The 21,368-nt window shown below is 65.1% G+C and carries 20 protein-coding genes and 1 tRNA gene; 8 read left to right on the top strand and 13 right to left on the bottom strand.

The genetic code is table 11. The annotated features are described in order from the left end of the window. Positions 1 to 89: 89 nt before the first annotated feature. Positions 90 to 803, top strand: a complete 714-nt coding sequence (locus JEY66_RS02420; protein ID WP_016844106.1) for a hypothetical protein — start codon at positions 90 to 92, stop codon at positions 801 to 803. A gap of 314 nt (positions 804 to 1,117) precedes the next feature. Here JEY66_RS02420 and JEY66_RS02415 read toward each other — a convergent pair whose 3' ends face one another. Both JEY66_RS02415 and JEY66_RS02410 read right to left on the bottom strand, forming a co-directional pair. Next, positions 1,118 to 2,407 (bottom strand): IS4 family transposase, encoded by a 1,290-nt coding sequence (locus tag JEY66_RS02415; RefSeq protein ID WP_018269112.1) that lies wholly within the window; start codon positions 2,405 to 2,407, stop codon positions 1,118 to 1,120. A gap of 284 nt (positions 2,408 to 2,691) precedes the next feature. After that, positions 2,692 to 3,528 carry a tetratricopeptide repeat protein gene (locus tag JEY66_RS02410; RefSeq protein WP_075969007.1) on the bottom strand — a complete coding sequence of 279 codons (837 nt, stop codon included), beginning with the start codon at positions 3,526 to 3,528 and terminating at the stop codon, positions 2,692 to 2,694. A 231-nt stretch (positions 3,529 to 3,759) separates the two neighbouring features. Here JEY66_RS02410 and JEY66_RS02405 point away from each other — a divergent pair, with 231 nt between their 5' ends. After that, entirely contained in the window at positions 3,760 to 5,010 is a 1,251-nt protein-coding gene (locus JEY66_RS02405; RefSeq protein WP_016846727.1) for a glycosyltransferase family 87 protein, read from the top strand. A gap of 32 nt (positions 5,011 to 5,042) precedes the next feature. Here the strand turns inward: JEY66_RS02405 and JEY66_RS02400 are convergent, their stop codons facing one another. The 6 genes from JEY66_RS02400 to JEY66_RS02375 all read right to left on the bottom strand — a co-directional run bounded on the left by JEY66_RS02400 (position 5,043) and on the right by JEY66_RS02375 (position 12,041). Then, positions 5,043 to 6,644, bottom strand: coding sequence for a hypothetical protein (locus JEY66_RS02400; protein ID WP_016846726.1), 1,602 nt, complete (start codon positions 6,642 to 6,644; stop codon positions 5,043 to 5,045). After that, on the bottom strand, positions 6,644 to 7,390 hold the full coding sequence (locus tag JEY66_RS02395; protein ID WP_016846725.1) for an SDR family oxidoreductase: 747 nt from the start codon (positions 7,388 to 7,390) through the stop codon (positions 6,644 to 6,646). The genes JEY66_RS02400 and JEY66_RS02395 overlap by 1 nt, the downstream gene beginning before the upstream one ends. Further along, a complete protein-coding gene (locus tag JEY66_RS02390; RefSeq protein WP_018269151.1) occupies positions 7,390 to 8,775 on the bottom strand; it encodes an FAD-binding oxidoreductase in 1,386 nt (461 codons plus the stop codon). The genes JEY66_RS02395 and JEY66_RS02390 overlap by 1 nt, the downstream gene beginning before the upstream one ends. Positions 8,776 to 8,777: 2 nt before the next feature. After that, positions 8,778 to 10,196: a UbiA family prenyltransferase gene (locus JEY66_RS02385; protein ID WP_016845920.1), complete on the bottom strand. Its 1,419-nt coding sequence runs from the start codon at positions 10,194 to 10,196 to the stop codon at positions 8,778 to 8,780. A gap of 156 nt (positions 10,197 to 10,352) precedes the next feature. Beyond that, positions 10,353 to 10,429 (bottom strand) — tRNA-Arg (locus JEY66_RS02380). 109 nt (positions 10,430 to 10,538) lie between these two features. Then, entirely contained in the window at positions 10,539 to 12,041 is a 1,503-nt protein-coding gene (locus tag JEY66_RS02375) for a flavin-containing monooxygenase (RefSeq protein WP_016845919.1), read from the bottom strand. 85 nt (positions 12,042 to 12,126) lie between these two features. On the opposite strand from JEY66_RS02375, the gene JEY66_RS02370 reads away from it, so the two are divergent. The 3 genes from JEY66_RS02370 to JEY66_RS02360 all read left to right on the top strand — a co-directional run bounded on the left by JEY66_RS02370 (position 12,127) and on the right by JEY66_RS02360 (position 14,941). After that, positions 12,127 to 12,777, top strand: a complete 651-nt coding sequence (locus tag JEY66_RS02370) for a TetR/AcrR family transcriptional regulator (protein ID WP_016845918.1) — start codon at positions 12,127 to 12,129, stop codon at positions 12,775 to 12,777. A 199-nt stretch (positions 12,778 to 12,976) separates the two neighbouring features. Beyond that, positions 12,977 to 14,074, top strand: a complete 1,098-nt coding sequence (locus JEY66_RS02365; protein WP_018269153.1) for a helix-turn-helix transcriptional regulator — start codon at positions 12,977 to 12,979, stop codon at positions 14,072 to 14,074. A 201-nt stretch (positions 14,075 to 14,275) separates the two neighbouring features. Next, on the top strand, positions 14,276 to 14,941 hold the full coding sequence (locus JEY66_RS02360) for a hypothetical protein (protein ID WP_338120988.1): 666 nt from the start codon (positions 14,276 to 14,278) through the stop codon (positions 14,939 to 14,941). Here JEY66_RS02360 and JEY66_RS02355 read toward each other — a convergent pair. From JEY66_RS02355 to JEY66_RS02345, 3 genes are read right to left on the bottom strand one after another with little or no spacing between them, the layout of a single operon-like run. After that, positions 14,931 to 15,353: a CAP domain-containing protein gene (locus tag JEY66_RS02355; protein WP_016842381.1), complete on the bottom strand. Its 423-nt coding sequence runs from the start codon at positions 15,351 to 15,353 to the stop codon at positions 14,931 to 14,933. The genes JEY66_RS02360 and JEY66_RS02355 overlap by 11 nt on opposite strands. Positions 15,354 to 15,371: 18 nt before the next feature. Next, positions 15,372 to 15,578, bottom strand: a complete 207-nt coding sequence (locus JEY66_RS02350) for a hypothetical protein (protein WP_016842382.1) — start codon at positions 15,576 to 15,578, stop codon at positions 15,372 to 15,374. 40 nt (positions 15,579 to 15,618) lie between these two features. Continuing rightward, entirely contained in the window at positions 15,619 to 16,641 is a 1,023-nt protein-coding gene (locus JEY66_RS02345) for a 2-dehydropantoate 2-reductase (RefSeq protein WP_016842383.1), read from the bottom strand. Between the two features lie 148 nt (positions 16,642 to 16,789). Here JEY66_RS02345 and JEY66_RS02340 point away from each other — a divergent pair, with 148 nt between their 5' ends. Then, positions 16,790 to 17,395 carry a YidB family protein gene (locus JEY66_RS02340; RefSeq protein ID WP_026191978.1) on the top strand — a complete coding sequence of 202 codons (606 nt, stop codon included), beginning with the start codon at positions 16,790 to 16,792 and terminating at the stop codon, positions 17,393 to 17,395. Positions 17,396 to 17,431: 36 nt separating this feature from the next. After that, positions 17,432 to 17,710: a GlsB/YeaQ/YmgE family stress response membrane protein gene (locus JEY66_RS02335; protein WP_016842385.1), complete on the top strand. Its 279-nt coding sequence runs from the start codon at positions 17,432 to 17,434 to the stop codon at positions 17,708 to 17,710. 187 nt (positions 17,711 to 17,897) lie between these two features. Here JEY66_RS02335 and JEY66_RS02330 read toward each other — a convergent pair whose 3' ends face one another. Then, the gene (locus JEY66_RS02330) at positions 17,898 to 18,680 is read right to left on the bottom strand and encodes an SDR family NAD(P)-dependent oxidoreductase (RefSeq protein ID WP_026191979.1); all 783 of its coding nucleotides are present in this window, start codon (positions 18,678 to 18,680) and stop codon (positions 17,898 to 17,900) included. 89 nt (positions 18,681 to 18,769) lie between these two features. Continuing rightward, positions 18,770 to 19,429, bottom strand: a complete 660-nt coding sequence (locus JEY66_RS02325) for an N-acyl homoserine lactonase family protein (RefSeq protein ID WP_018269155.1) — start codon at positions 19,427 to 19,429, stop codon at positions 18,770 to 18,772. A 304-nt stretch (positions 19,430 to 19,733) separates the two neighbouring features. Between JEY66_RS02325 and JEY66_RS02320 the strand changes: the two genes are divergently transcribed. Beyond that, the gene (locus JEY66_RS02320; protein ID WP_063709264.1) at positions 19,734 to 21,362 is read left to right on the top strand and encodes an AMP-binding protein; all 1,629 of its coding nucleotides are present in this window, start codon (positions 19,734 to 19,736) and stop codon (positions 21,360 to 21,362) included. Positions 21,363 to 21,368: the final 6 nt, after the last annotated feature.

Raw genomic sequence — 21,368 nt, 5'->3', positions numbered from 1 at the left:
TGCTTTCTCCGCCTCGTCGTCGCGTGCTAGACGAGCATCGACTGGCGCAAGGGCGCCGCCGACACTGAACGAACCAAGGGCCAAAAGCCGTGTCCAACAACAACGAAGCGATCACCATCAAATTCCGCTGCCCGGCGGAGCTCGAGGGCAAGATTCCGCCGCCGGTGCCGGCGTCGTTGGGTCTTCCCGGATGGCTCAAGGCGATGCCGACGCAGGCCTTCAATACGATGAGCAATCGCGACGAGGATACCGTCAAGCGCTGCCCGCCATTCGTCGATGCGATGACATCGGGTTTCCTGTTGCCGCTGGTCTGCGATCTCAAGGTCGAGAATGGCGCGATCACCTGGGACAACGACCTTCCGGCCGGCGGCGCGCTCGAATTCCCGCGCTCGCCGGTCGGATTCCACGACGAAAGCCAGGTGGTCGGCTCGCCGCTGTTCGAGCCCGACCGCTTCGTCATCAAGTTCATCAATCTGTGGACCATCGAGGCGCCGCCGGGCTACTCGCTGTTCTTCACGCATCCGGTCAACCGGTTCGACCTGCCGTTCACCACGCTTACCGGCATGGTCGATTGCGATCTGTTTCACGACAGCTGGGTTCATTTCCCGGCACGCTGGCACGATACCAGTTTCAACGGCGTGTTGCCCAAGGGCACGCCGGTTGCGCAGTGCTTCCCGGTGAAGCGCGAAAACTGGGTGGCGCAGACCGCGGCGATGACGCCGGATGAAACATCGCGCGCCCAGGAACTGACCAACAGGATGGCCCGCGAGCCCGGGCTCTATCGGCGCCAATTCCGGACGTAGAGCGGGCGCGCGAAGCTGCGCTACGGGGCCTCCGTCATTGCGAACTCCCCGGTGGGAGGCTCGGCATCCACCGTCGTCGTCCTGGCGAAAGCCAGGACCCATAGCCACCGTCTTCGGTGATGAGCGGGATCGCGGCCCGGTGTCGCTCAACAATTGAGATTTGGGGTAATGGGTCCTGGCTTTCGCCAGGACGACACCGAATATGTGGCGCGATCCTGAGCCAGTTCGGTGTCATCACCCGCATGCGGGTGAGAGACGCCAGTGCTTGAGCCGAGAGGCCGCGGCTTATCTCGGCTGTCGTCCCTGCGAAAGCACTAGGGCATGCACATATCTCTGAGGCTCCATCCTGCTGCGACGGCCAGGAAGTATTCGAGGCCATTTTTGAAGGTGATGGGGCCTGGAGGTTTAGACGACGGGTAGCCGTCCCAACCGCCAAGGCGGCCGATGATCCAGGCTGCCCAGGTGAGGCTGTCGGGCGGATGTGGGTTTTTCAGTCGCTTGCTCCTGGCCTCGAGTTGCCGGTTGAGGGCGGCAAGCGCGTTGATCTCGTTGTCGTTGAAGGCAACGCGAATGGGCTGCTGACCGCCATCGCGCGCTTGCAGAAGCTGGATGGTGATGACGGCTGCCTTGGCGGCGATAGCGACCAGTTTGAGGAGACGATCGGCGGTTCCGATCTGGCTGTCTTCGAGCTTGAGGCCCTGCGTCTTCAGGACGCGGAAGAACTGCTCGATGATCCAGCGCTGCTTGTACCATTCGACGATACGCCAGGCGTCGTCGACGGTGGCGATCTCGTGAGAGGTGATCAGACGCCAGTGCAGCGGCTCTGCGCCGGGCCCGGCATTGATCTCGCACACGTCGACCACCGCCAGCGGCAAGCTTTTCGGCAAATGGCGCAGGAACTTGCTCTGCGGGCGGGCAAGCTCGATTGCGCCAAAGCGGAGTTCGAGATGGGCCTGACGTGCCGGTCGCGCCGCGCGCGCAGGCAGTTGGATCGCCCTCCGATCCACCACAGGCATGGCGTCGGTGGCCTCATACAGGCCGGTGCGGTCGGCAAGCTTGCGATCATGCATGCTGCGCGCGATGACATGGAAGTGCTGCTCGGCCGAGCTGGCATAAAGGGCAAAGATATCGCTCTCGCGATCACCGAGGACCGTCACCGTTCCGGCAGCGGTGAGCAGCGGCTTGGCCGCAATGGCGGTGGATATCCAGCGTTGCGATTCCTTGTCAGACAAGTCACGTGCGTCATGCGTCGTGGTGCGACGCCCCTGGCGCGTCCATACCTGCCCACTCAAAAGTCCAAGACAGCTGCCATCGTCGGCATCCACGGCCAGCAGCGGATGCAGCAGCACGCCGTGGTTATTGCCCTTGCCGATTTCGCCGAGCCCGCGCCGGCGTTGCGGCGTGGTGTTGAAGTGGATCTCGCTGGTGTCCTGGATCGCCAGCACATGGCGGCCCTCTACCGCGGCAACCGTGCTGTCGCCCCAGCTTTCGATGATCCGCTCCGCCGTCACCTTGTCGTGGCCGAGAAAGCGGTTGAACCGCACCTCCAGCGCACGATCACCCCTGGAAAGCCGCCGCAGGCAGACCGTCTTGCCCGCAACCATGCGTTCGACGAGCGCCGCCCCCCTTTATCGAGACGACGATCCCCGAACCGTCCTAACGTCCAGTCAATTCGTAACAACACCCGACACCCCCGTCCAACCTGGAGCGTCGCAATAGAAATCACACGGATCGCCGATTCTGGAATCCCCTGTCTCCATCCCGAGTCAATCCGCCGCACCAAATATGTGCATGCCCTAGTGCGAAAGCAGGGACCCATACGCCGCAGCGGCTGTTGAGAGCGGGACTCGTCGTTCCAACGCCGCGGAACAAGCAGCATTTGAAAACGCTAGCTCAGGAATTCCGCAAAGGCGCTGCGACGGAAGAAGAAGCGGCCGTGCGATGACATGATCAGCGCGGCGGTCGTGCGGCCGATCATTTGCGGCCGGCCCCGCAACGCCAGACGCAGATTGGCCTCGCCGGCGGCGCGGTCGCCCATTTCCAGAAGACTGGCGGAGAAGCTGAGACGCATCAAGGGGTCGTCGGGCCGCTGCGCCATCACCTGGCGGTAGAGGTCCGCCGCGGCAGCATATTCGCCATCGAGCAGCAGCACACGCGCGAGCGCGGCGAGAACATCGGGATGTCCCGGCGCCGCAATGCGCAGCTTCTCCAGTATCGCGCGCGCCCGGCCGCGCTCATTGCGCTGGGGCAGCAGCTGCGCCAGCAGGAGCTGAAACTCGAGGCTTCCCGGCGCGAGAGCAAGCGCGCTCTCAATGACGGCAACCGCCTCGTCGATGCGACCGGCCGAGTGCAATTGCCCTGCCAGCGCCTGGAATGCCGGCAGGTAAGGCGGCCGCCGCGCGGTGGTTCGCCGCAGCACATCGATCGCCTCGCTGCCGCGACCGGCGCCGCCGAGCGCTGCGCCGAGCAGGGTCTCGAGGCCGGGATCCTCGACGCGACGCACGGCTCGCTCGAGCGGCGCGATCGCCTCCTCGTTGCGGTTCTGGATCATCAGCGCCCGTGCCAGGATCGAGGCCGCGCCGACATCGGTCCGGTTTGCCTTCAAGACCTCTGCCGCCAGCCGCTCGGCTTCGACGACCTGTCCCATCTGCAATGCGACCACGGCGCGTTGCAGGACCGGAGATGGGCTGGGCCCGCGATTGGAAGGAGGCGGCGGTTTCGGCATGCGGTCCGTCGTGAGATGGGTCTTGTCAGGCGTTATCACTGCCTCCGACGGAGCGTCCAGCGAAAGTCGCATCCGGACACCGAGATACCGTCCGGTTCCAGCCTCCACCGTCCGATTTCATGCATCCCTGCGGCTGTCAGGCGACAGGGGACCAACCGCCCTCGCCCTGCAATTTTTCGACTGCTTAACCTATTCAATCTAGCTTGGGTTGCCATAACAGGGCCCGGCTTGATGCTCGCAACAACGCTCGAAACCATTCAGTCGACGGACTCGAAGCGCACCAACTACACGCGCGGAATCCTCGTGATGCTGGTCGCCGCCCTCCTGTTCAAGGTCGTGTGGTTCTCCCAGCTGGGGCTGGGACACGGCCGCGAACTGGTCGACTTCGCCGCCTTCTACATTACCGCCAAGCTGGTGTGGCTCGGCGACCTCGACCAGGCCTATCAATTCGCGAAGCTCGCCATCATCGAGAAGCAGGCGTCGGGCGGGCACGACGGCTTCATGCCATGGACCTATCCGCCGCAATTCAACCTGCTGCTGGCTCCGTTCGCGCTGGTCCCGTTCGGAATGGCCTATCTGTTGTTCATGGCCTCGACGCTGGCTCTCTACCTCGCCGTGCTGCGGCGCATTGCCGGAAACCGGTTCGTGCTCGTGCTCATCGTTTTCTTTCCGACGATCGGGGTCACGCTGGCATGCGGTCAGAACAGCTTCCTTACCGCCGCACTGATCGGACTGGTGTGCCTGTACTTCGAAGAGCGACCGATGCTCGCGGGCGTGGCCCTTGGTCTCATGATCATCAAGCCGCATTTCGCCGTTGCCTTCGCACTCTATGCCATCCTGCGGCGCTCCTGGATCGTCGTGATGACGGCGGGCGCCGTCGTGCTGATCAGCTCGGCGATCTGCACAATGCTGTTCGGCATGCAGATCTGGACCGTGATGTTGCAGAGCGTGCATGATTCGTCAGTATTCCTGCGGGAAGCCTATTATCCGCTGTATCGAATGGTCTCGGCCTATGCCGCGTTGCGAACCACGGGATTCTCCGCATCGGCAGCGTTTATCGGCCAGGGCGTCGTCGCCCTCCTTGCGTTCGGCATCGTGCTGGTCGCGGCCTACCGCAAGATGCCGGTGCGCGAGAGCCTCGGCCTGACCGCGATCGTATCGGTCTGCATCAGCCCCTATGCGTATGATTATGATTTCCTGATCTTCAGTGTCGGAATGGCGCTGCTGTTGCCGGCGCTTCAGGCCAAGGCGCGCGAGTGGGAACGAGCGGTCATCTATGCCGCGCCGATACCGATCGGAGCCTTCGGCTACGTGCACACGGTCCATAACAACACGCCCCGCACCGACGCCCATTGGGTCGACGTGCTTTCGATCGGAGGCTTCGGGATCGCCGCGCTGATCACGCTGATCGTCGGAATCCTGCTACTGCGCGGGTCAAGCGCCGCCTCCGTTCCGGCGCAGGCGCCGCTTGCGAGGATTTGAGCACCCGGCGCGACATCCCCGCGATCACGCGCTTACGGCGCCATCATTTCGAGGCGATCGCGCGCCGGCAGGGTCGACGCGAAGGCCTGCAGGGCGCCGGCGACGAGCTTCGGCTCCGCGGCGGGCGTGACGTAGAAGGTTACGTCACCCCGTGCGCCGGTCACCGGAATCGTGTGCAGGATCGCGACCTTCCTCCAGCTCGCCGGCACGCCCTGCGCAAACCAGCTGTCGTAGATCATGGCGACGCCGACATGATACTCGTCGGCGAGCGCGGCCATCTCGGCCGGGCCATAGCGGCCCGCGCGCTTCGCCTTGCGCACGCGCTCCGAACCGAGCCCCCACAGATCCAGGACAAAGTTCGGATTTCCCCAGGCAACGAGCCCAAGATCGTTCACGGCAACCGGCCGCCGGTAGAGCTGCTGGGCGAAGCGGCCCAGCTGATAATGCTGCTCGTAGACGCCGCGCGAGGCAAACGGCGTCTCCAGGGCGGCACTGACATAGCCCACGCTGGCAAAACCGGCTAGCCCGACGCCGGCGAGCGCCGCGGCGGTCCATTGCGGGACGCTCAAGTGCGCTCGCGCGCGTGCAACCGCGTAGAGCAACGCCAGCACCGCAAGCGCAACGATGTAAACCTCATACCGGTAGAACCAGCCATATTGGCCAAAGCCGAGATGCGCAGCGATCGCGGCGAGCACCGTGGCACAGACGATCAGCGCGCCGCGGTCGGAGCGCAGCAGCGCCATCGCGCCGGCGAGCGCAAGGCCGAGCAGCATCAGCCTGAAGCCGGCGGGATCGGCGAAGCCGTCGCCGAGATTGCGGAGGACGGAGGCGAAGACGCCGCTTCCTTCATAGCCGGATTCGGCGATGCGCGATTTGAGCAATACCGAGCTCGGCAAAAGCGGCAGACCGAGCGAGGCCATTCGCGCGAAGTACGCGGCGAACGCGCAGAGCGTCACGGCGGCGGCCGCGGCGGCAAAACGGCGCCGGCCGAGCAGAGCAAACCCCATCATCGCCGCGATCGCAAACGCGATTCCCTCGAAGCGAATCAGCGGCAGCAGCACCAGCGCCGCGAAATGCATGGCGGTCGGCGACCGTCCGCGCGCGGCTTCGGTCAGGCCGCCGAAGGTCGCGACCGTGGCCCAAACGTGAAGACTGTGCTCCATGCCGGTCATCGGCAGGGCGATCGCGCTTGACGAAAAAATGGCGAGCAACGCGACGAAAAACAGCAGCGGCTTCTCTCGGCCGGGGCCGAGCAGTTCAGCCGATTCAAGAATGCGCAGGAAAGCCACGACGGTCGCGGCCGCGGCCGCGGCATTGATCAGGAGCGGACCGAATGCGCCAAGATGCAGCGTCTCGGTCACGGCCAGCAGATATGGCCAGATGATCGACGAGCTTGGCGACGAGACCTCGGACGCATTGACGCCATAGCCGCCGGACCGGATGTGATCGGCGACGGCAAGGTGAATGTAGGGATCGTCGAGGGTGAAGATCAGCCGGCCGTCGCAGAGCATGACGCTGAAGATCAGCATCGCCGCGAACAGCACGAGCCACAGCAATGCCGTCACAAGCGGGACGCTCTGCCGGATCGCACCGGATCGCGGGAACGACGCGTGGTTGGCGGCGACGCCAGGCATCAGATCCGCATCCGTTTGAAAATCGTCTCCGGCAGCGCGCAGATGATCGCCATCACGAGCCGGAAGCGGCGGGCCACATAGATCACGTCACGCGGCCTCGTCACATCGGCCCGGAAGATATCCTCCGCGACCCGATCCGGCTGCACCGTCAGGGGAGCCGGCAGCTTCATATGCGCCGTCATCCTGGTCCGCACGAATCCCGGCTTGACGGTGACGACACGGACCTTGCCCGCAAGCGCCAGGCGATTGCGCAAGCCGGACAGGAATTGCGAGAAGCCGGCCTTGGCCGCGCCGTAGTAATAGTTCGAGGCCCGCCCGCGATCGCCGGCGACCGAGCTCACGCCGACAATGGTTCCCGAGCCGCGCGTCGCGAAGGCTTGCGCGAACAGTTCGAGCAGCAGCGCGGGCGCCTCGAAATTGGTGCGCATGATCTTTGCAGCAAGCTCGGGATCGGTCTCGGCACGCGGTTGATCGCCGAGCTCTCCGACAACGCATGCGACGGTGTCGGGAAGTGTGGGAAGGCCGCCGACGAAGCCGGCAAGCTGCCCTGTCTGCAGCACGTCGAGCGCGACAACCGAGGTTTCGATGCCGCTTCGCGTCTTGATGTCGTCCGCATTGCGCTGTGCCGCCTCGATATCGCGGGCGGCGAGCATCACGCGCCATCCCTCGCTCGCGTAGCGCAGCGCGGTCGCGTGCCCGATGTCCGAGCTGCCGCCAATCACCAGAATTGATTTTGTGCCGGTCATCAAATTCCAAGCCGTGCTGAAAGATGGGACACGAGGCGGGTGTTCGCCCCGGTCTGCTGGCGAATGTCCCGCAAGGCCGCAAGGCCGGGATATCCGGATTCGAATGTCGCGCGGGACTGCCGCGCGTCCTTGGCGAGATAGAGCCGCCCGCCGGCATCGACCACCAGCGCGTCGAGCTGGTCAAGAAACCCGAACAGCGCGTCGCTGACCGGAAAGTCCATCGTCAGCGTGTAGCCGCGGAGCGGAAACGACATCGGCCCGCTGCCTTCGCCAAGCTGCTTGAGCACCGCGAGAAACGACGCATCGCCGCGCCGCGACACGCGATCGAGAATTTCGGCGAGAACGCGGCGCGCGCGGTCGAGCGGGATCACGCATTGATATTGCACGAAGCCACGCCGGCCGTAGATCCTGTTCCAATCGGCGATCGCATCGAGCGGAAAGAAATACGGGTCCCAATGGACCAGCCGCGGCTTGCCCGGATGCGCGGCGCCGCGGCGGAAGTACAGCTCATTGAACACCCGCATCGATGCGCGATTGAGCAGCCATCCCGGAAACAGCTCCGGGACCGCGAGCCGCGACGTGCGAAGCCTGGGAAACGTCTCGAGGTCGGGCCCCAGCATATCCTTGTCGCGGCGCGTGGCGTGCTCGGCCAGATAGAGCAGCGACCGTCCGAGCGCCGCGCCGCGCGCCAGGCAGTCGATCCAGGCCACCGAATAGGTGCTCGATGCGCTGCTTTCCAGCTGATCGATCGCCGCGTCGAGATTGCCGGCGACGCGGGTGTCCTGCCGCAGCCAGGCGGTCTCGATCGGCAGCAGCCGCAACGTCGCGTCGAGGATCATGCCCGTCAGGCCCATGCCGCCCAGCGTCGCCGCGAACAGCGCGGCGTTTTCCGAACGCGAGCAGGTGACGATCTCGCCGCCCGCCAGCGCGAGGCGGAACGAATCGACGATGGTGCCGAAACCGCCATCGCGATGATGGTTCTTGCCGTGAACGTCGGCCGCGATCGCGCCGCCGACCGTCACGAATTTCGTGCCGGGCACGACCTTGAGGAAGAAGCCGCGCGGCTCGAAAACGGCAAGGATGTCCGCGATAGTCACGCCGGCTTCGACCGTCAATCGCGCGGTTGCGGCATCGAAGCTCCGCATCCGGTTCAGGCCGCGCGACGAGATCGTGGATTGCGTTCCGATCGCGGCATCGCCGTAGGCCCGCCCGGCGCCGCGCGCGACGACGCCGGACCGCGCAAGCAGGTGGTCCCGCGCGCCTGCGGGCGTCTGCGGCGCCAGCAGTTCGGACGACGCCTTGGGATAGTTGCCCCAGCCGGACAGGCCAATGCCGCCCGGACTGGAGGTCGATAGCGCAGCTCCTGGTAACGCAGCCACCGGCATCGCTAGATGGCGGCGAGCATGATGGCGCCGATCGCGCCGAGCGCGACCCAGCTGACGCGATCCCTCAGCGCAAAGATGACCGGATCGTCGTCGATCAATCCGCGCTGCGCGAACAGCATCACGCGGCCGATCCAGTACATCAAGATCGGACACCCGACCCAGAGCAGTTGCGGGTGGCTGTAAAGCGCGCGCACCGTATCCGACGAGATGTAGAGCGTGAAGATCACGACGGCGTTGAAGCCTGACGCGGCGGCGAGGATCGCGATCATCGATTTGTCTTCGACCTGGTAGCCGCGCGCCGCCAGCACGGCGCCGTCCGGTTGGCTGGCGAGCTCGATATAGCGCTTCACCAGCGCCAGCGACATGAAGATGAACAGCGAGAACGCAAGCAGCCACTCCGACATCGGCACGCTGATCGCGACGGCGCCGCCGATCACGCGGACGGTGTAAAGCGTCGCGAGCACGACGACGTCGACGGTCGCGATGCGCTTGAGCCAGAACGAATACGAGGTGGTCAGCGCGAAATAGCCGAGCAGGACGCCGCCGAACTCGATCGATATCGACAAGGCGATCGCAAATGCGGCGACCAGCGCCAGGGCCATCGCGCCGACGGCCCGCGATGCCGGAATGGCGCCGCTTGCGATCGGGCGGCCACGCTTGGTCGGATGCGCGCGATCGGCCTCGACGTCGAGAAGATCGTTCAGGATGTAGGCGCCCGACGCGCAGAGCGAGAACGCGATCACGGCAAGCAGCGAGGTCGCCGCCGATCCCGATGCGAATTTGTGTGCGGTCAGCAGCGGCACCAGCACGAGGGCGTTCTTGGCGTATTGATGCACCCTGAACAGCTTCAGCCAGCTGCGCATGCCGACCTGCGCAGGCGCGGGCGGCTCGGATCGAGCGGGGCGCGCGAGGCGCGATGCGGAAGCGGGCAACGCGACTGCCGCGCTGCCGATATAGTCAAAGCCCTGGCGAAGCACGGGCGGCAGCTCTTCGCGCCGTGCCGCCGGCAATTGTCGTTCCGGCGCGGCGGCCCAGGCGGTGAAGACGCCAAGGTGCTGAGCGACCGCGCTGACGAACGGCTCGGGATGGGTTTCCGAGCAAAGGTAGACCGGGCGGCCTTCGCCCAGCACCTGCAGCAGGAACCTCACCGCGTCGTGGTCGAATTGCGCCCGGGATAGATCGAACCCCGATGGATCAGCACCACGGGTCGATTGCGCTTGCGGTCCAAAGAAAGCCGTGATCGCCACGGCGAACGCGCGAAGGCGGCGGATCAAGTCGAATACGAGATCGGCCGGGACGGAGCTTCCCCGCACCATGACCTCGTCGACATCGACGACGAGCGGCCGGGCCTTTGAACGCAGCGGATCGCGAACGGCATCGCCGCCCCCCTGCTCAACCCGTTCTGGAACGCTAGCTCGCATACGCGCGGTCTTCCGGTGCCCCCTCCCCATTGTCCCGGGCTTTCCCTAATTTGGGGTGAACTCGATCTCGGGTGAACTTGGGGGGAGCGAACGCCGGGCAGATGGCGCCGAAATGCGTGTTGAAAAGCCTCGCCGACAGCGCGCGGCGAGCAAAAATGGCGATCCCGGGAAGACTCGAACTTCCGACCTACGGTTTAGGAAACCGTCGCTCTATCCGGCTGAGCTACGGGACCGCACCGCCCGCAGCGAAGGCATGCTGGCGTCGCCATCCCATAGCAGAGCTGCCCGGTGATCGCCAGCCCGCGCCACATCGGGAGTGCGCGAAGTTGCGTGCGGCGCGCGTTACGCCACCTGCCGGGCCGGATTCGAGGCGGCGTCCGCGCGCGCCCGACGCGCCGGCAGAAACTCGATGGCTTCATCCTTCAGCGAGCCGAAGCGCAGCGTCATGATATCGAATGCATAATTCTGATAGAGCCGCCACGGCCGGCGCGAGCCCTGCTTGGGGAACCTGGCGGCGGCGCGCTGGATATAGCCCGAGGAGAAATCCACCCAGGGCAGTTCGGTCACGGTCGGATCGTTCCGCCGCGGCGTGACTTGCGCGTAGCCGTTCGCCTTCATGTGGTTGAGCATGCGGCAGACATATTCGCAGGTCAGGTCGCATTTCAGCGTCCATGACGCATTGGTGTAGCCGAAGGCGGCGGCGAGGTTCGGCACGCCCGAATACATCAGCCCCTTGTAGTTCATGGTCTTCGACAGATCGATACGCGCGCCGTCGACATTGATCTCGAGCCCGCCGAGCACCTGCAGATCGAGGCCGGTCGCGGTCACCACGATGTCGGCGTCGAGCACATTGCCGCTCTTGAGCTTGATGCCGCCGGGCGTGAAGGTCTCGATCTGGTCGGTGACGACGGACGATCCGCCGTTGCGCAGCGATTGGAAGAGATCGCCGTTCGGCACCAGGCAGAGCCGCTGGTCCCACGGATTGTAGCGCGGCGTGAAATGGGTGGCGACGTCGTAGTCGGGGCCGAGCGCGTGGCGCACGCCGCCGAGAATCAGCTTCTTCACGCGCTCCGGATCGCGCTTGCAGAGCCGGTAGAAATACATGCCGAACAGCACGTTCTTCCAGCGGGTGAGGCCGTAGGCGAGTTTCGCGGGCAGCCGCGCGCGCAACCAGTTGGCGACCTTGTCCTCGTCCGGCCGCGCCACGACATAGGTCGGCGAACGCTGCAGCATCGTGACATGGGCGGCGGTCTTGGCCATTTCCGGCACCAGCGTCACCGCGGTCGCGCCGCTGCCGATCACCACCACCTTCTTATCCGCATAGTCGATGTCGTCGGTCCATTTCTGCGGATGAACGACGCGGCCTGCGAAATCGGCGATGCCGGGGAAGTCGGGCGTGTAGCCTTGCTCGTATTTGTAGTAGCCGCTGCACATGAACAGGAAGTTGCAGGTGAAGCGCTCGATCGTCTTCTCCGGCCCGCGCTCGACCTCGACCGTCCATTGCGAGTCGGCGGACGACCAGTCGGCGCGCACGACGCGGTGGTTGAAGCGGATGTTCTTGTCGATGCCGTAGACGCGCGCGGTCTCGCGCACATAGTTCAGGATCGAGGGGCCGTCGGCAATTGCCTTCGGCTCGGTCCACGGCCGGAACGAATAGCCGAGCGTGTACATGTCGGAGTCGGAGCGGATGCCGGGATAGCGGAACAGGTCCCAGGTGCCGCCGATGCAGTCGCGGCCCTCAAGAATGGCGTAGCTGCGGTCCGGGCAGTTGGCCTGCAGATGGTAGCCGGCGCCGATGCCCGACAACCCCGCGCCCACGATCAACACGTCGAAATGAGCGGACATGCCCTGAGGCCTCCCGTGTCAGTATTGACAATGTATATTGTCAGATAACTTGACATCTGACAATGCCTCGTGTCAATACACTTTCATGGCAAGCAGCCGGAAAGCCCGCCTCTATGGCGGTATGGACGCCGAGGAACGCCGCACCGAGCGGCGGCTTAAGCTGATCGATGCGGCGATCGAGGTCTATGGCGAGGTCGGCTATCGCGGCGCCACCGTGAAGGCGATCTGCGAGGCGGCCGAGCTGACCGAGCGCTATTTCTACGAGTCCTTTGCCAACAGCGAGGCTTTGCTGATCGCCGCCTACGGCCATGTCGTCGGCCACCTGCACGAGGAAATGACCGCTGCCGCCGCAGCCGCAGGCGACGATGCCGAGATGAGGCTGCGCGCGGCGCTGACGCTCTATTTCACGCGGCTGAAGCAGCACCCGAAGCCCGCGCGGGTCTTTCTGCTGGAAATTTCCGGCATCAGTCCGGCGGTTGATGCCGTCAAGCTCGACGCCCTGCGCGTCTTCAGCGACATCCTGGTGCCGCCGGCGCTCGATCCGAAGCGCAGCGACAGGGGCGCGGCCACATCGCTGCTCTCGGTCGGCATGGTCGGCGCCGTCATCTCGATCGCGCGGCGCTGGGTGTCGAAGCAATACCCGCAGGCCGTCGAGGAGGTCGTCGCGATCGCCGCCAGCTTCTGCCGCGTGGCGCTGACCGAAGCCGACCACCGTGAGGATGGTCACTTATCGTAGCGGCCGGATCGTACCGGCGAGCCGACCCGCCGATTTTCGATCATGTTTCGCCAGTGCTTGCGGACCCGGCCCCTAGCCTGTCGCTGATTTAACTTGCATATCGGGCCCCTCGGTTTTCTTATGCCCGGTACCGGGCGCAACGAGGTGCAGCCTGTTTCGCCTTACAAAACAACGCTGTTTGCATCGGCGGAGCTGAATTTTGGTCGACCTGCGCAGGCTTGACGATGTGACCGCGCGCCTTGGCGATGTGGTTCTCGATCCCTCGACCTGGCCGTCCTTCATGGACGAGGTTTGCGCCGCCGTCGGCGCGACCGGCGCTGCGATGCTTCAGAGCGATATCCGCACCGAGGACATTCCGCGCACGGACTCCATCACCGAGTATTTCACCAAGACCTACTTCCCGCACAATCTTCATCTCACCGACATCCGCGCGGCCCGCGGCGTGCCGCTGATGCACGCCGGCGTCGACGTCATCACCGATGCGGATCTGTTCGAGTCCGAAGCCGAGATGCTGCGCGATCCGCTCTACGCCACGCTCGGCGAGTTCGGACTGAAATGGTTCGCGGCCGTCGGCTTCCACTCCGGCCCGGCATTGTGGGCGCTGACGATCCAGCGCTCACCCAGGGAAGGCTTGTTCGACGCCGACGAGATCAAGGCGCTGCGAAGGGTGTCGGCGCCGCTCACGGAAGCCGCGACGCTGTCCGCCGTCGTCGGCCGCTCCGCGCTCTCGGGCATCGCCAGCGCGCTCGATCTGATCCAGGTCGCCGCGATTGCCGTCGGCCGCTTCGGCACCGTCATTGGCATGAACAGCCAGGCGGAGAGCTGCCTCGGCCACGACCTTGCGATCCGCAACAATCGCCTCACCCTGCTCGACCGGCAAGCCAATGCCGATCTGACCAGGCTGATTGATCAGCTGGCCCACAGCTCGGACCTGCACCCATTACCGTCGTCGCCGATCGTGGTGCGCAGGATCGACAAGCGGCCGATCGTGATCCAGATCCAGCAGGTGCCGCCGGCCGCGCGCTCGCCGTTCCTGGGCGCGCGCGCGATCCTGTTGATCCGCGATCTCGAAGGCAGCGCGGCGTTCGATCAGGCGCTGCTGGCGGCGACGTTCGAGCTGACGCCGGCACAGGCGCGCCTCGCCACGCGGCTTGCGCGCGGCGATTCGGTCGAAGCGGCCGCGCAGGAGGCCGGCGTTGCCCTTGCCACCGCGCGCAATCAGCTCAAGACGATCTTCCAGAAGACCGGCACGCACCGGCAGGCGGAACTGGTCGCTTTGCTGCACAGGGTGAAGTGAACGATTCAAGGCGAATTGTTCTGATCTCCGCCCCCTACGATGGGAATTCTTCAATTATTCCAATCGGAAAGGCTGTGTTCCATCAGATGAGGCAACATTCCACAGGTCAGGAAAATCGTCGGGTTCCCGGGTGACAAGTGTCACTAAAATGGCGACAATCTGCTTACTCTGTGTCGTTCAGGTTTGGTCTCAATGTCCGTGATGCCGTCACGATCATCGACGTTGGCTGTTGCCGTTTACGCCGTCGCTTGCGTGCTGGCGCCGATGAGCGCGCACGCGCAATGGTGGCGCGGCGGGCCGAAGGACTTCGAGGACTGCGCCGACCTCGCCGAGAAGGCGAAGACCAGGGAAGACAAGACCGCGCAACTCGCCGATTGCAACGCCAAGTTCGCCGGCCGCCGCAAGCCCGGCGGCGGCTACACCTATTACGACTTCATGCAAGACCGCAGCTTCGACATCGCGGGTCCCAATCCGACGCCGGACGAGCAGAAGAAGATCGACCAGGAATACACCGGCTATCTCGAGCAGCAGCGCCGCTCGCGTATCGTCGCGGCATTCAATGCGAAGCAACTCGAGCGTCAGGAAACACAGCCGGCGCCGCCGCAGATCCAGCAGGCATCATTGCACAATGAGCCGGTGCGCAGTGAGACTGCGAAAGTCCCCGTCCCCGCCGCAAGGCCGGTCAAGCCGCGGGGCGCTGCCGTCCCTCTTCCCGAGCCGCGGCCGCGGGCAAGCAACTGCGTGAAGGGTACGTTCTCCTGCGAATGGCCGCGGCTTTCCGAGGGATTGGACGGCCTGAAGAAGCTGTTCACGCCGACACCGCCGCCACCGACCAAGGTTGCGAAGCGAACCGACGTCAATCGGTAATCACCATCGCCCAGAACCTCCGGTACGGCGACTTCGGATTGTCGACGAAGGCGACACCGACGCGCTTCGCGCCCGGCATCAACAGGTTCTCGCGATGGCCGGGCGAATTCTCCCACTGCTTCAGCATCTCGGCGAAGGCGATGAAGCCGGCGCCGATATTTTCGGCGGCGCGCTGTTTCTTGAGCGGCGCGATGCGCGTGAAGAAGCTGCCGCCTGCGGAGTGGCTGACCGATCCGGTCGCCGACATCGCCTGCGCCTGCTTCAGCGCCATCGCGTTCAGCTTCGCGTCGAGCTTCACCGCGGGCATGCGGTTGGCGCGCCGGTAGGCACTGATCGAGCCGGCATAGTCGTCGGCGCCTGCGGCCGTGGTGAAGCCAAACACGAAGGTGAGCGCGAGGAACAGCAGCTTCATCTGAGGTCGTCTCTGTAATCAGTGCGCGCGGGAGCGCTTGTAGTGTCGGGGTGCGACCGATTTGCGCGCAGGCGCGGCCGCTCGGCTCGCTGCCGCGGCCGCCGCGCGCTGCTCCTGCAAGCGCGCATCATAGCCCGGCGACGGTGTCACGGTCGGCGGCGCCGCACGGGCCGGGCCGGCCACGAGCGCAACAAGCGTGAGCAGCATGATGCTGGACCGTTTCATGATGTCACCTTCTCTGTTGTTCGATCGACGTGGCGAACGATCATCGGCGTTCATGGTCGCTGCCATCGCGGATCTGTTCGGGCGTCAGCCCCGGCGATCCCTTGCCGTCCGCCTCCGCGTTCCGGATCAGCGCGATGACGCGGCGCGACAATGGCACCGCGAGCCCGCGGCGATCCGCGATCGCGGTGATCACGCCCTGCAGATAGTCGATCTCGGTGCGGCGGCCGCGCTGCAGATCCTCCCACATCGAGGAGCGCGCCTCGGGATCGATCTTCATGGTGCGGCCGAGCAGCATGTCGAACAGCGCATCGGGCAGCCGCAGCAAGGGCGGCATCCAGCTCGACGGCAGCGGCGTCGGCGACACCGGCGCAATGCCTTCGGCGCGCACCGCGGCCAGACCCTCGGCCATCTGATCGGCAAGCAGTCGTCGCCAGCCGCGCTGCGCGAGCTGTTGCCGCAGCGGAATATTGGACAGCGCATTGAGCGCATTGTTGAGATTGACGATCAGCTTGCCCCACTGCACGCCGGCGATATTGGAGGTCGCCTTGATCGCAAGGCCTGGCACCGACAACCGCGCCGCGGTGCGCGCGTCATCCTGCGCGATCACGATGTCGCCGGAGGTCGAGCGATGGAAGCGGCCGTCGCCGAGCGCGACCACGTTGAACGGCACCATGCCGCCGAGCACCTTGCGGCCCGGCAGGCGGTCGCGCAGCAGCGGCACATTGCCGACGCCGTTTTGCAGGCTGATCACCGCGGCATCGCCAGACGCGTGGCGCGCGATCACATCGGCCATCGCAGCGGTGTCGGCACTCTTCACCGTCACCAGCACGATTTCAACGTCGGACAAGATCGACGGATCGTCGGACACAATCAGCCGGTCCGCGGATACCGTCCGCTCGGAGCCGTCAAAGCTGCTGATCCGCAAGCCGTTGCCTGCGATCTCCTGGATCAGCCGTGGCCGCGCCAGCAGCGCGACACGGCGCCCCGCGGCCGCGAGCATGCCGCCGACGAAGCAGCCGATGCTTCCGGCGCCCGCAATGCCGATCGGCCGGTCCTTGTTCATCTGGAACGTCCATCCATCATTGGCTCGATAGCAGACCTTGGGTTGCCTGCCTATTTCGACGCACCGCAGGCCGGGTGGCCCGCCTTGTAACCGTCATGGGCGGAAGCTATGTTTCCCGCTCGGGGCACGGTTGCGGCAGGAGACGATCATGGGTTTACTCGACGTACTCAACGGCATGCAGAACGGCCCCCGCGGTCCGAGCGGGCCAAGCACATCATCGGACAGTTCGAGCGGCGGCGGAATGTCGCCGATGACGATGGCGATCCTCGCGCTTCTCGCATGGAAGGCGGTCAAGCATTTCTCCGGCGGCCAGGCGGAGACGAGCGCCCCCGAGCCGAAGCCGGCGCAGGCGCCGCCGCTTCCTCCCGGCAACGTCACCGCAGGCCTGCCCGGCGGCGCCGGTGGCGGCGGGCTCGGCGATCTGCTGAAGGGCGGCCTTGGTGGCCTGCTCGCCGGCGGCGCAGCCGGCACCGTGCTCAGCGGCGGTCTCAGCGACCTGCTCAAGCAGTTGCAGGACAAGGGTCAGGGCGATGCGGCCAATTCCTGGGTCAGCAATGGTCCCAACAAGCAGATCGCGCCCGGCGATCTCGCCAGCGCGCTAGGCGCCGACCAGATCAACTCGCTGGCATCGCAGAGCGGCATGTCGCGCGACGAGCTGCTGCAGGGCTTGAGCCAGTACCTGCCCGACGCGATCAATCATCTGACTCCGGACGGACGGCTGCCGAGCGGCGACGAACTGCACCGCAGGCTCTGACGGCAACGTTGATTCCATCTGAGGAGGACGACAGTCATGGGCGGCATCATCTGGGTCATCATCGTCGGCTTTGTCGCGGGGATCATCGCGCGGTTCCTGTCGCCGGGGCCGAATAATCCGAGCGGCTTCATTCTCACCACCGTGCTCGGCATCGCCGGCGCGTTCCTCGCGACCTTCATCGGCCAGGCGATCGGCCATTACGGTCCCGAGCAAGGCGCCGGCTTCATCACCGCCACAGTCGGCGCGCTGGTGGTGCTGTTCATCTGGAACCGGCTGGTCGCGGCGCGCGTGATCCCGGATATCGGAAACAGGTGACGCCGTAGGCGTCATCCCGGAGCGATGCGAAGCATCGAATCCGGGATCTCGAGATTCCCCGGTGCGCAATTGCGCACCTGAGGTTCGATGCCAACGCATCGCTCCGGAATGACGGGGCAACGACCGGTTCAAAATCAAAATACCCGGGCCAGGCCCGGGCATTTTTCATCTGTGCAACGGCGCTCCGTCACTGAATCAGATGCATGCCGGCATCCATGCGGACGAACTCGCCGGTCATGTTGCTCGACGCCGGGCTTGCCAGGAAGCAGACCAGATTGGCGATGTCTTCGGCCGTGGAGGCGACCTTCAGCGGCACCCGCGCGACCACGGCATCGCGTACCTGCTTGGCGCCCGCCTCGCCGCGGCCCTTGGTGAACCAGGGCGTATCGATATAGCCCGGACACACCGTGTTGACGCGGATCAACGGCGCCAGCGCGCGCGCCAGCGACTGCGTCATGGTGTTGAGCGCGCCCTTGCTCGCGGCATAGGCGACCGACGAACCACCGCCGGAAATGCCGGCGACCGAGGAGACGTTGACCACCGCCGAGGGACGGCTGGATGCCTTCGCGCCGGCCTCGAGCAGCGCGCGCGCGGCACGAACCATCTGGAACGGGCCGATGGTGTTGACGGCATAGATGCGCTGGAAATCCTCCGCGGTCAGGCCGTCGAGATCGTGATGCGGGACGTGCTTGGTGGTGCCCGCATTGTTGACGAGCACGTCGAGGCGGCCCCAGCCCTGCGCGGCGGCCGCGATCTTCCTGCAGTCCTCATCGCGCGAGACGTCGCCCTGCACCACCAGCACCTCGGCGCCTTGCTTGCGGCAGGCTTCCGCGGTCGCTTCGGCTTCCACCTTGCTGTTGGAATAGTTGATGATGAGGCGCGCGCCCTGCGTGGCGAGGATTTGCGCGGTGGCGGCGCCGAGTCCCGATGCCGATCCCGTCACGATCGCGCACAAACCATCCTTGGACATCTGCATTTTCCTTGTTGTTGTGAGCCAGATGAACTCCGGCGGCGGCACACCATATCGCGTGAGACAGCATCTGCAAACCGCGCCAACCCTCACGTATACGCGTTCGGCCCCTTTTGCAGGCTGGCCCACTGCGCCTCGTCATGGCCGCAGATGATCTTGACGCCGGACGCCTCGAGCCTGGCGATCTCGTCGAGCGACTTCAGAAACTGGTCGACATCGAGGCTGTTCCTCGGTGAAGTCCGCTGGTCGAGATTGGCGCGCACACTGAGTGCGTCGGAGGCGAGCAGGAATTCGCCGCTGTTGTCGAGCTTGACCAGCGCGCCGGTCGTTCCCTTCGAGTGGCCGGGCAGCGGGACCAGCGTGAGCTTGCCGTCGCCGAACACATCCACCTGCTTATCGAAGATCTCCATCTTCAGCGGATGATCCCAATCCGCCTTGATGTATCCGCGATCAAACGCGTTATCGGCATTCGCGGCCTCGACCTCGAGTGCGTGGACGAAGATCGTCGCCTTCTTGAAGAAGGCGTTGCAGCCGCAATGGTCGGTGTGCAGGTGGGAGCAGATCACCACGTCGATGTCGTCGGCGCCGAGGCCAACGGCCTTCAGGCTCGTCAGCACATGATCATCCGCCGGCATGATCGGGCGCATGTATTTGGCCAGCGTGCCGAGCCGTCCTTCAGGATCGGTCGCGACATCGGGGTGGCATCCGGTATCGAACAGCACATTGCCTTGCGTGTGCCGCAACAGCACGCAGGACACCGGAGCTCGATCATCTCGCCGCGCGCCGCGTCAGGCAGATAGGTCCGCTTCGACATCTGGAGACGGCCGCCCGACAACATGTGCATCTTCATCTCTCGTTACCTCCGATTTTGGCTTCAAACTACATATGAGTTTTATAGAAACTCATAATGGATTTGACAGCATATTATTCGTCCTTATAGCTTCCGCGCAACGTCGCGATCGCATGACAAATGCGCTCAACGAAGCACCCGGGCTCCTTCGGATCTGCATCGTTGACATCGATCAGCGGCCGTCAAAGGGAAGTTTCGCCACGATGTACACCGTGTTCAGCACGTTTGCTGCGACATCCGATGCGGCAGCGTTCAAACCCTTTCTCTGCATTCCCGCGCGTCCCGACCGCGCATACTTTCCCGATGGCGTCGAACTGTCCTATGGCGCCATCGCGCGGCAGGTCTGCGCATTGCGCGATCTGTACCGCGCAGCAGGCTTCGGCCACGGACACCGCGCCTGCCTGCTGCTGGAGAACCGGCCCGATTTCATCGTGCATTGGCTGGCGCTCAACGGCATCGGCGTCTCGATCGTTCCGATCAACCCGGCCTATCGCGCGGCGGAAATCGCGTACCTGATCGCGCATGCCGAACCCGACCTGATCGTCACGCTGGCCGATCAGAAGGAATTGCAGAAGGCGCTGACCGGCGACGTTCCGCTGCTCACCGTCTCCGGGGACGATCTCGGCGCCAGCGTCGAGAAAGTCCCGCACGCCCAGCGGCCACCACCGCGCGCCGGCGAGCCGGGAAGCGCGACCGAGGCTGCGCTGCTCTACACATCAGGCACGACGGCGCGGCCGAAGGGATGCATCCTGACCAATGAATACGTGGTCTCGACCGGCCGCTGGTACGTCAGCCACGGCGGCGAGGCCACGTATCATGCCGGAACGGAGCGCCTCTACAGCCCGCTGCCGCTGTTCCACATGGCCGGCCTGACCTTGACCCCGATCGCGATGATGCTGACCGGCGGCTGCCTGATCCTGCCGGAACGCTTCAACGCGAAACATGCCTGGCGCGACATCGTCGCGTGCCGGGCAACCGTGCTGCATTATCTCGGCGTGATCGTCGCGGCCCTGCTGGCGCAGCCGGAAACGCCGGACGAGAAAGCCCATGCGCTGCGCTTCTCGATGGGCGTCGGCGCCAATCCCGAGCAGCGCGCGCGGGCCGGCGAACGCTTCGGCATCCCCTTCGTCGAAGGCTGGGGCATGACGGAGACCGGACGCAGTCCGTTCAACACGGTCGAACCGCGCCATCTCGAGACCAACACGATCGGCCGCAGCGTGCCCGGGCTCGAAATGATCATTCTGGATGCCGACGGCAATGCGCTGCCGGCAGGCGCAGTCGGTGAGCTCTGCGTGCGCCATTCGGAAGCGACGCCGCGGCGCGGGTTCTTTTCCGGCTACCTGAAGGACCCCGAGGCCACCGAGCAGGCCTGGCGCGGCGGCTGGTTTCACACCGGCGACAGCGCCTGGCAGCACGAGGACGGCGCCTTCGTGTTCGTCGACCGGCTGAAGCACCTGGTCCGGCGCGCCGGCGAGAACATCTCGGCGGCGGAGGTCGAGGCCGTGCTGACGACGTCGCCTCTGGTCAAGCAGGCGGCGGTCGTCGCCGCGCGCGATCCGATCCGCGACGAGGAAGTTGCGGCGTTCATCGTGAGCAACGACGACACCGATGCTTCACGCGAGCTCGCGCAAGACATCTTTCGCTTCTGCCGCGAACGCCTGGCGGCGTTCAAGCTGCCGGCGTGGATCGCCTTCGTGGCCGAACTGCCGCTGACCTCGACCAACAAGATCCAGAAACACGTGCTGCTCGGCGCGGACAGGGATCCGCAGTCGCATCCGGGCATGATCGACCTGCGGCAAGACAAGACCAACGCCATAAGGCAATCGAACTAGAGGAAA

The organism is Bradyrhizobium elkanii USDA 76 (genome assembly GCF_023278185.1).
Classification (GTDB): Bacteria; Pseudomonadota; Alphaproteobacteria; order Rhizobiales; family Xanthobacteraceae; genus Bradyrhizobium; species Bradyrhizobium elkanii.
The sequence above is the reverse complement of the archived record's forward strand: the minus strand, read 5'-3'. Positions and strand labels throughout refer to the sequence as shown.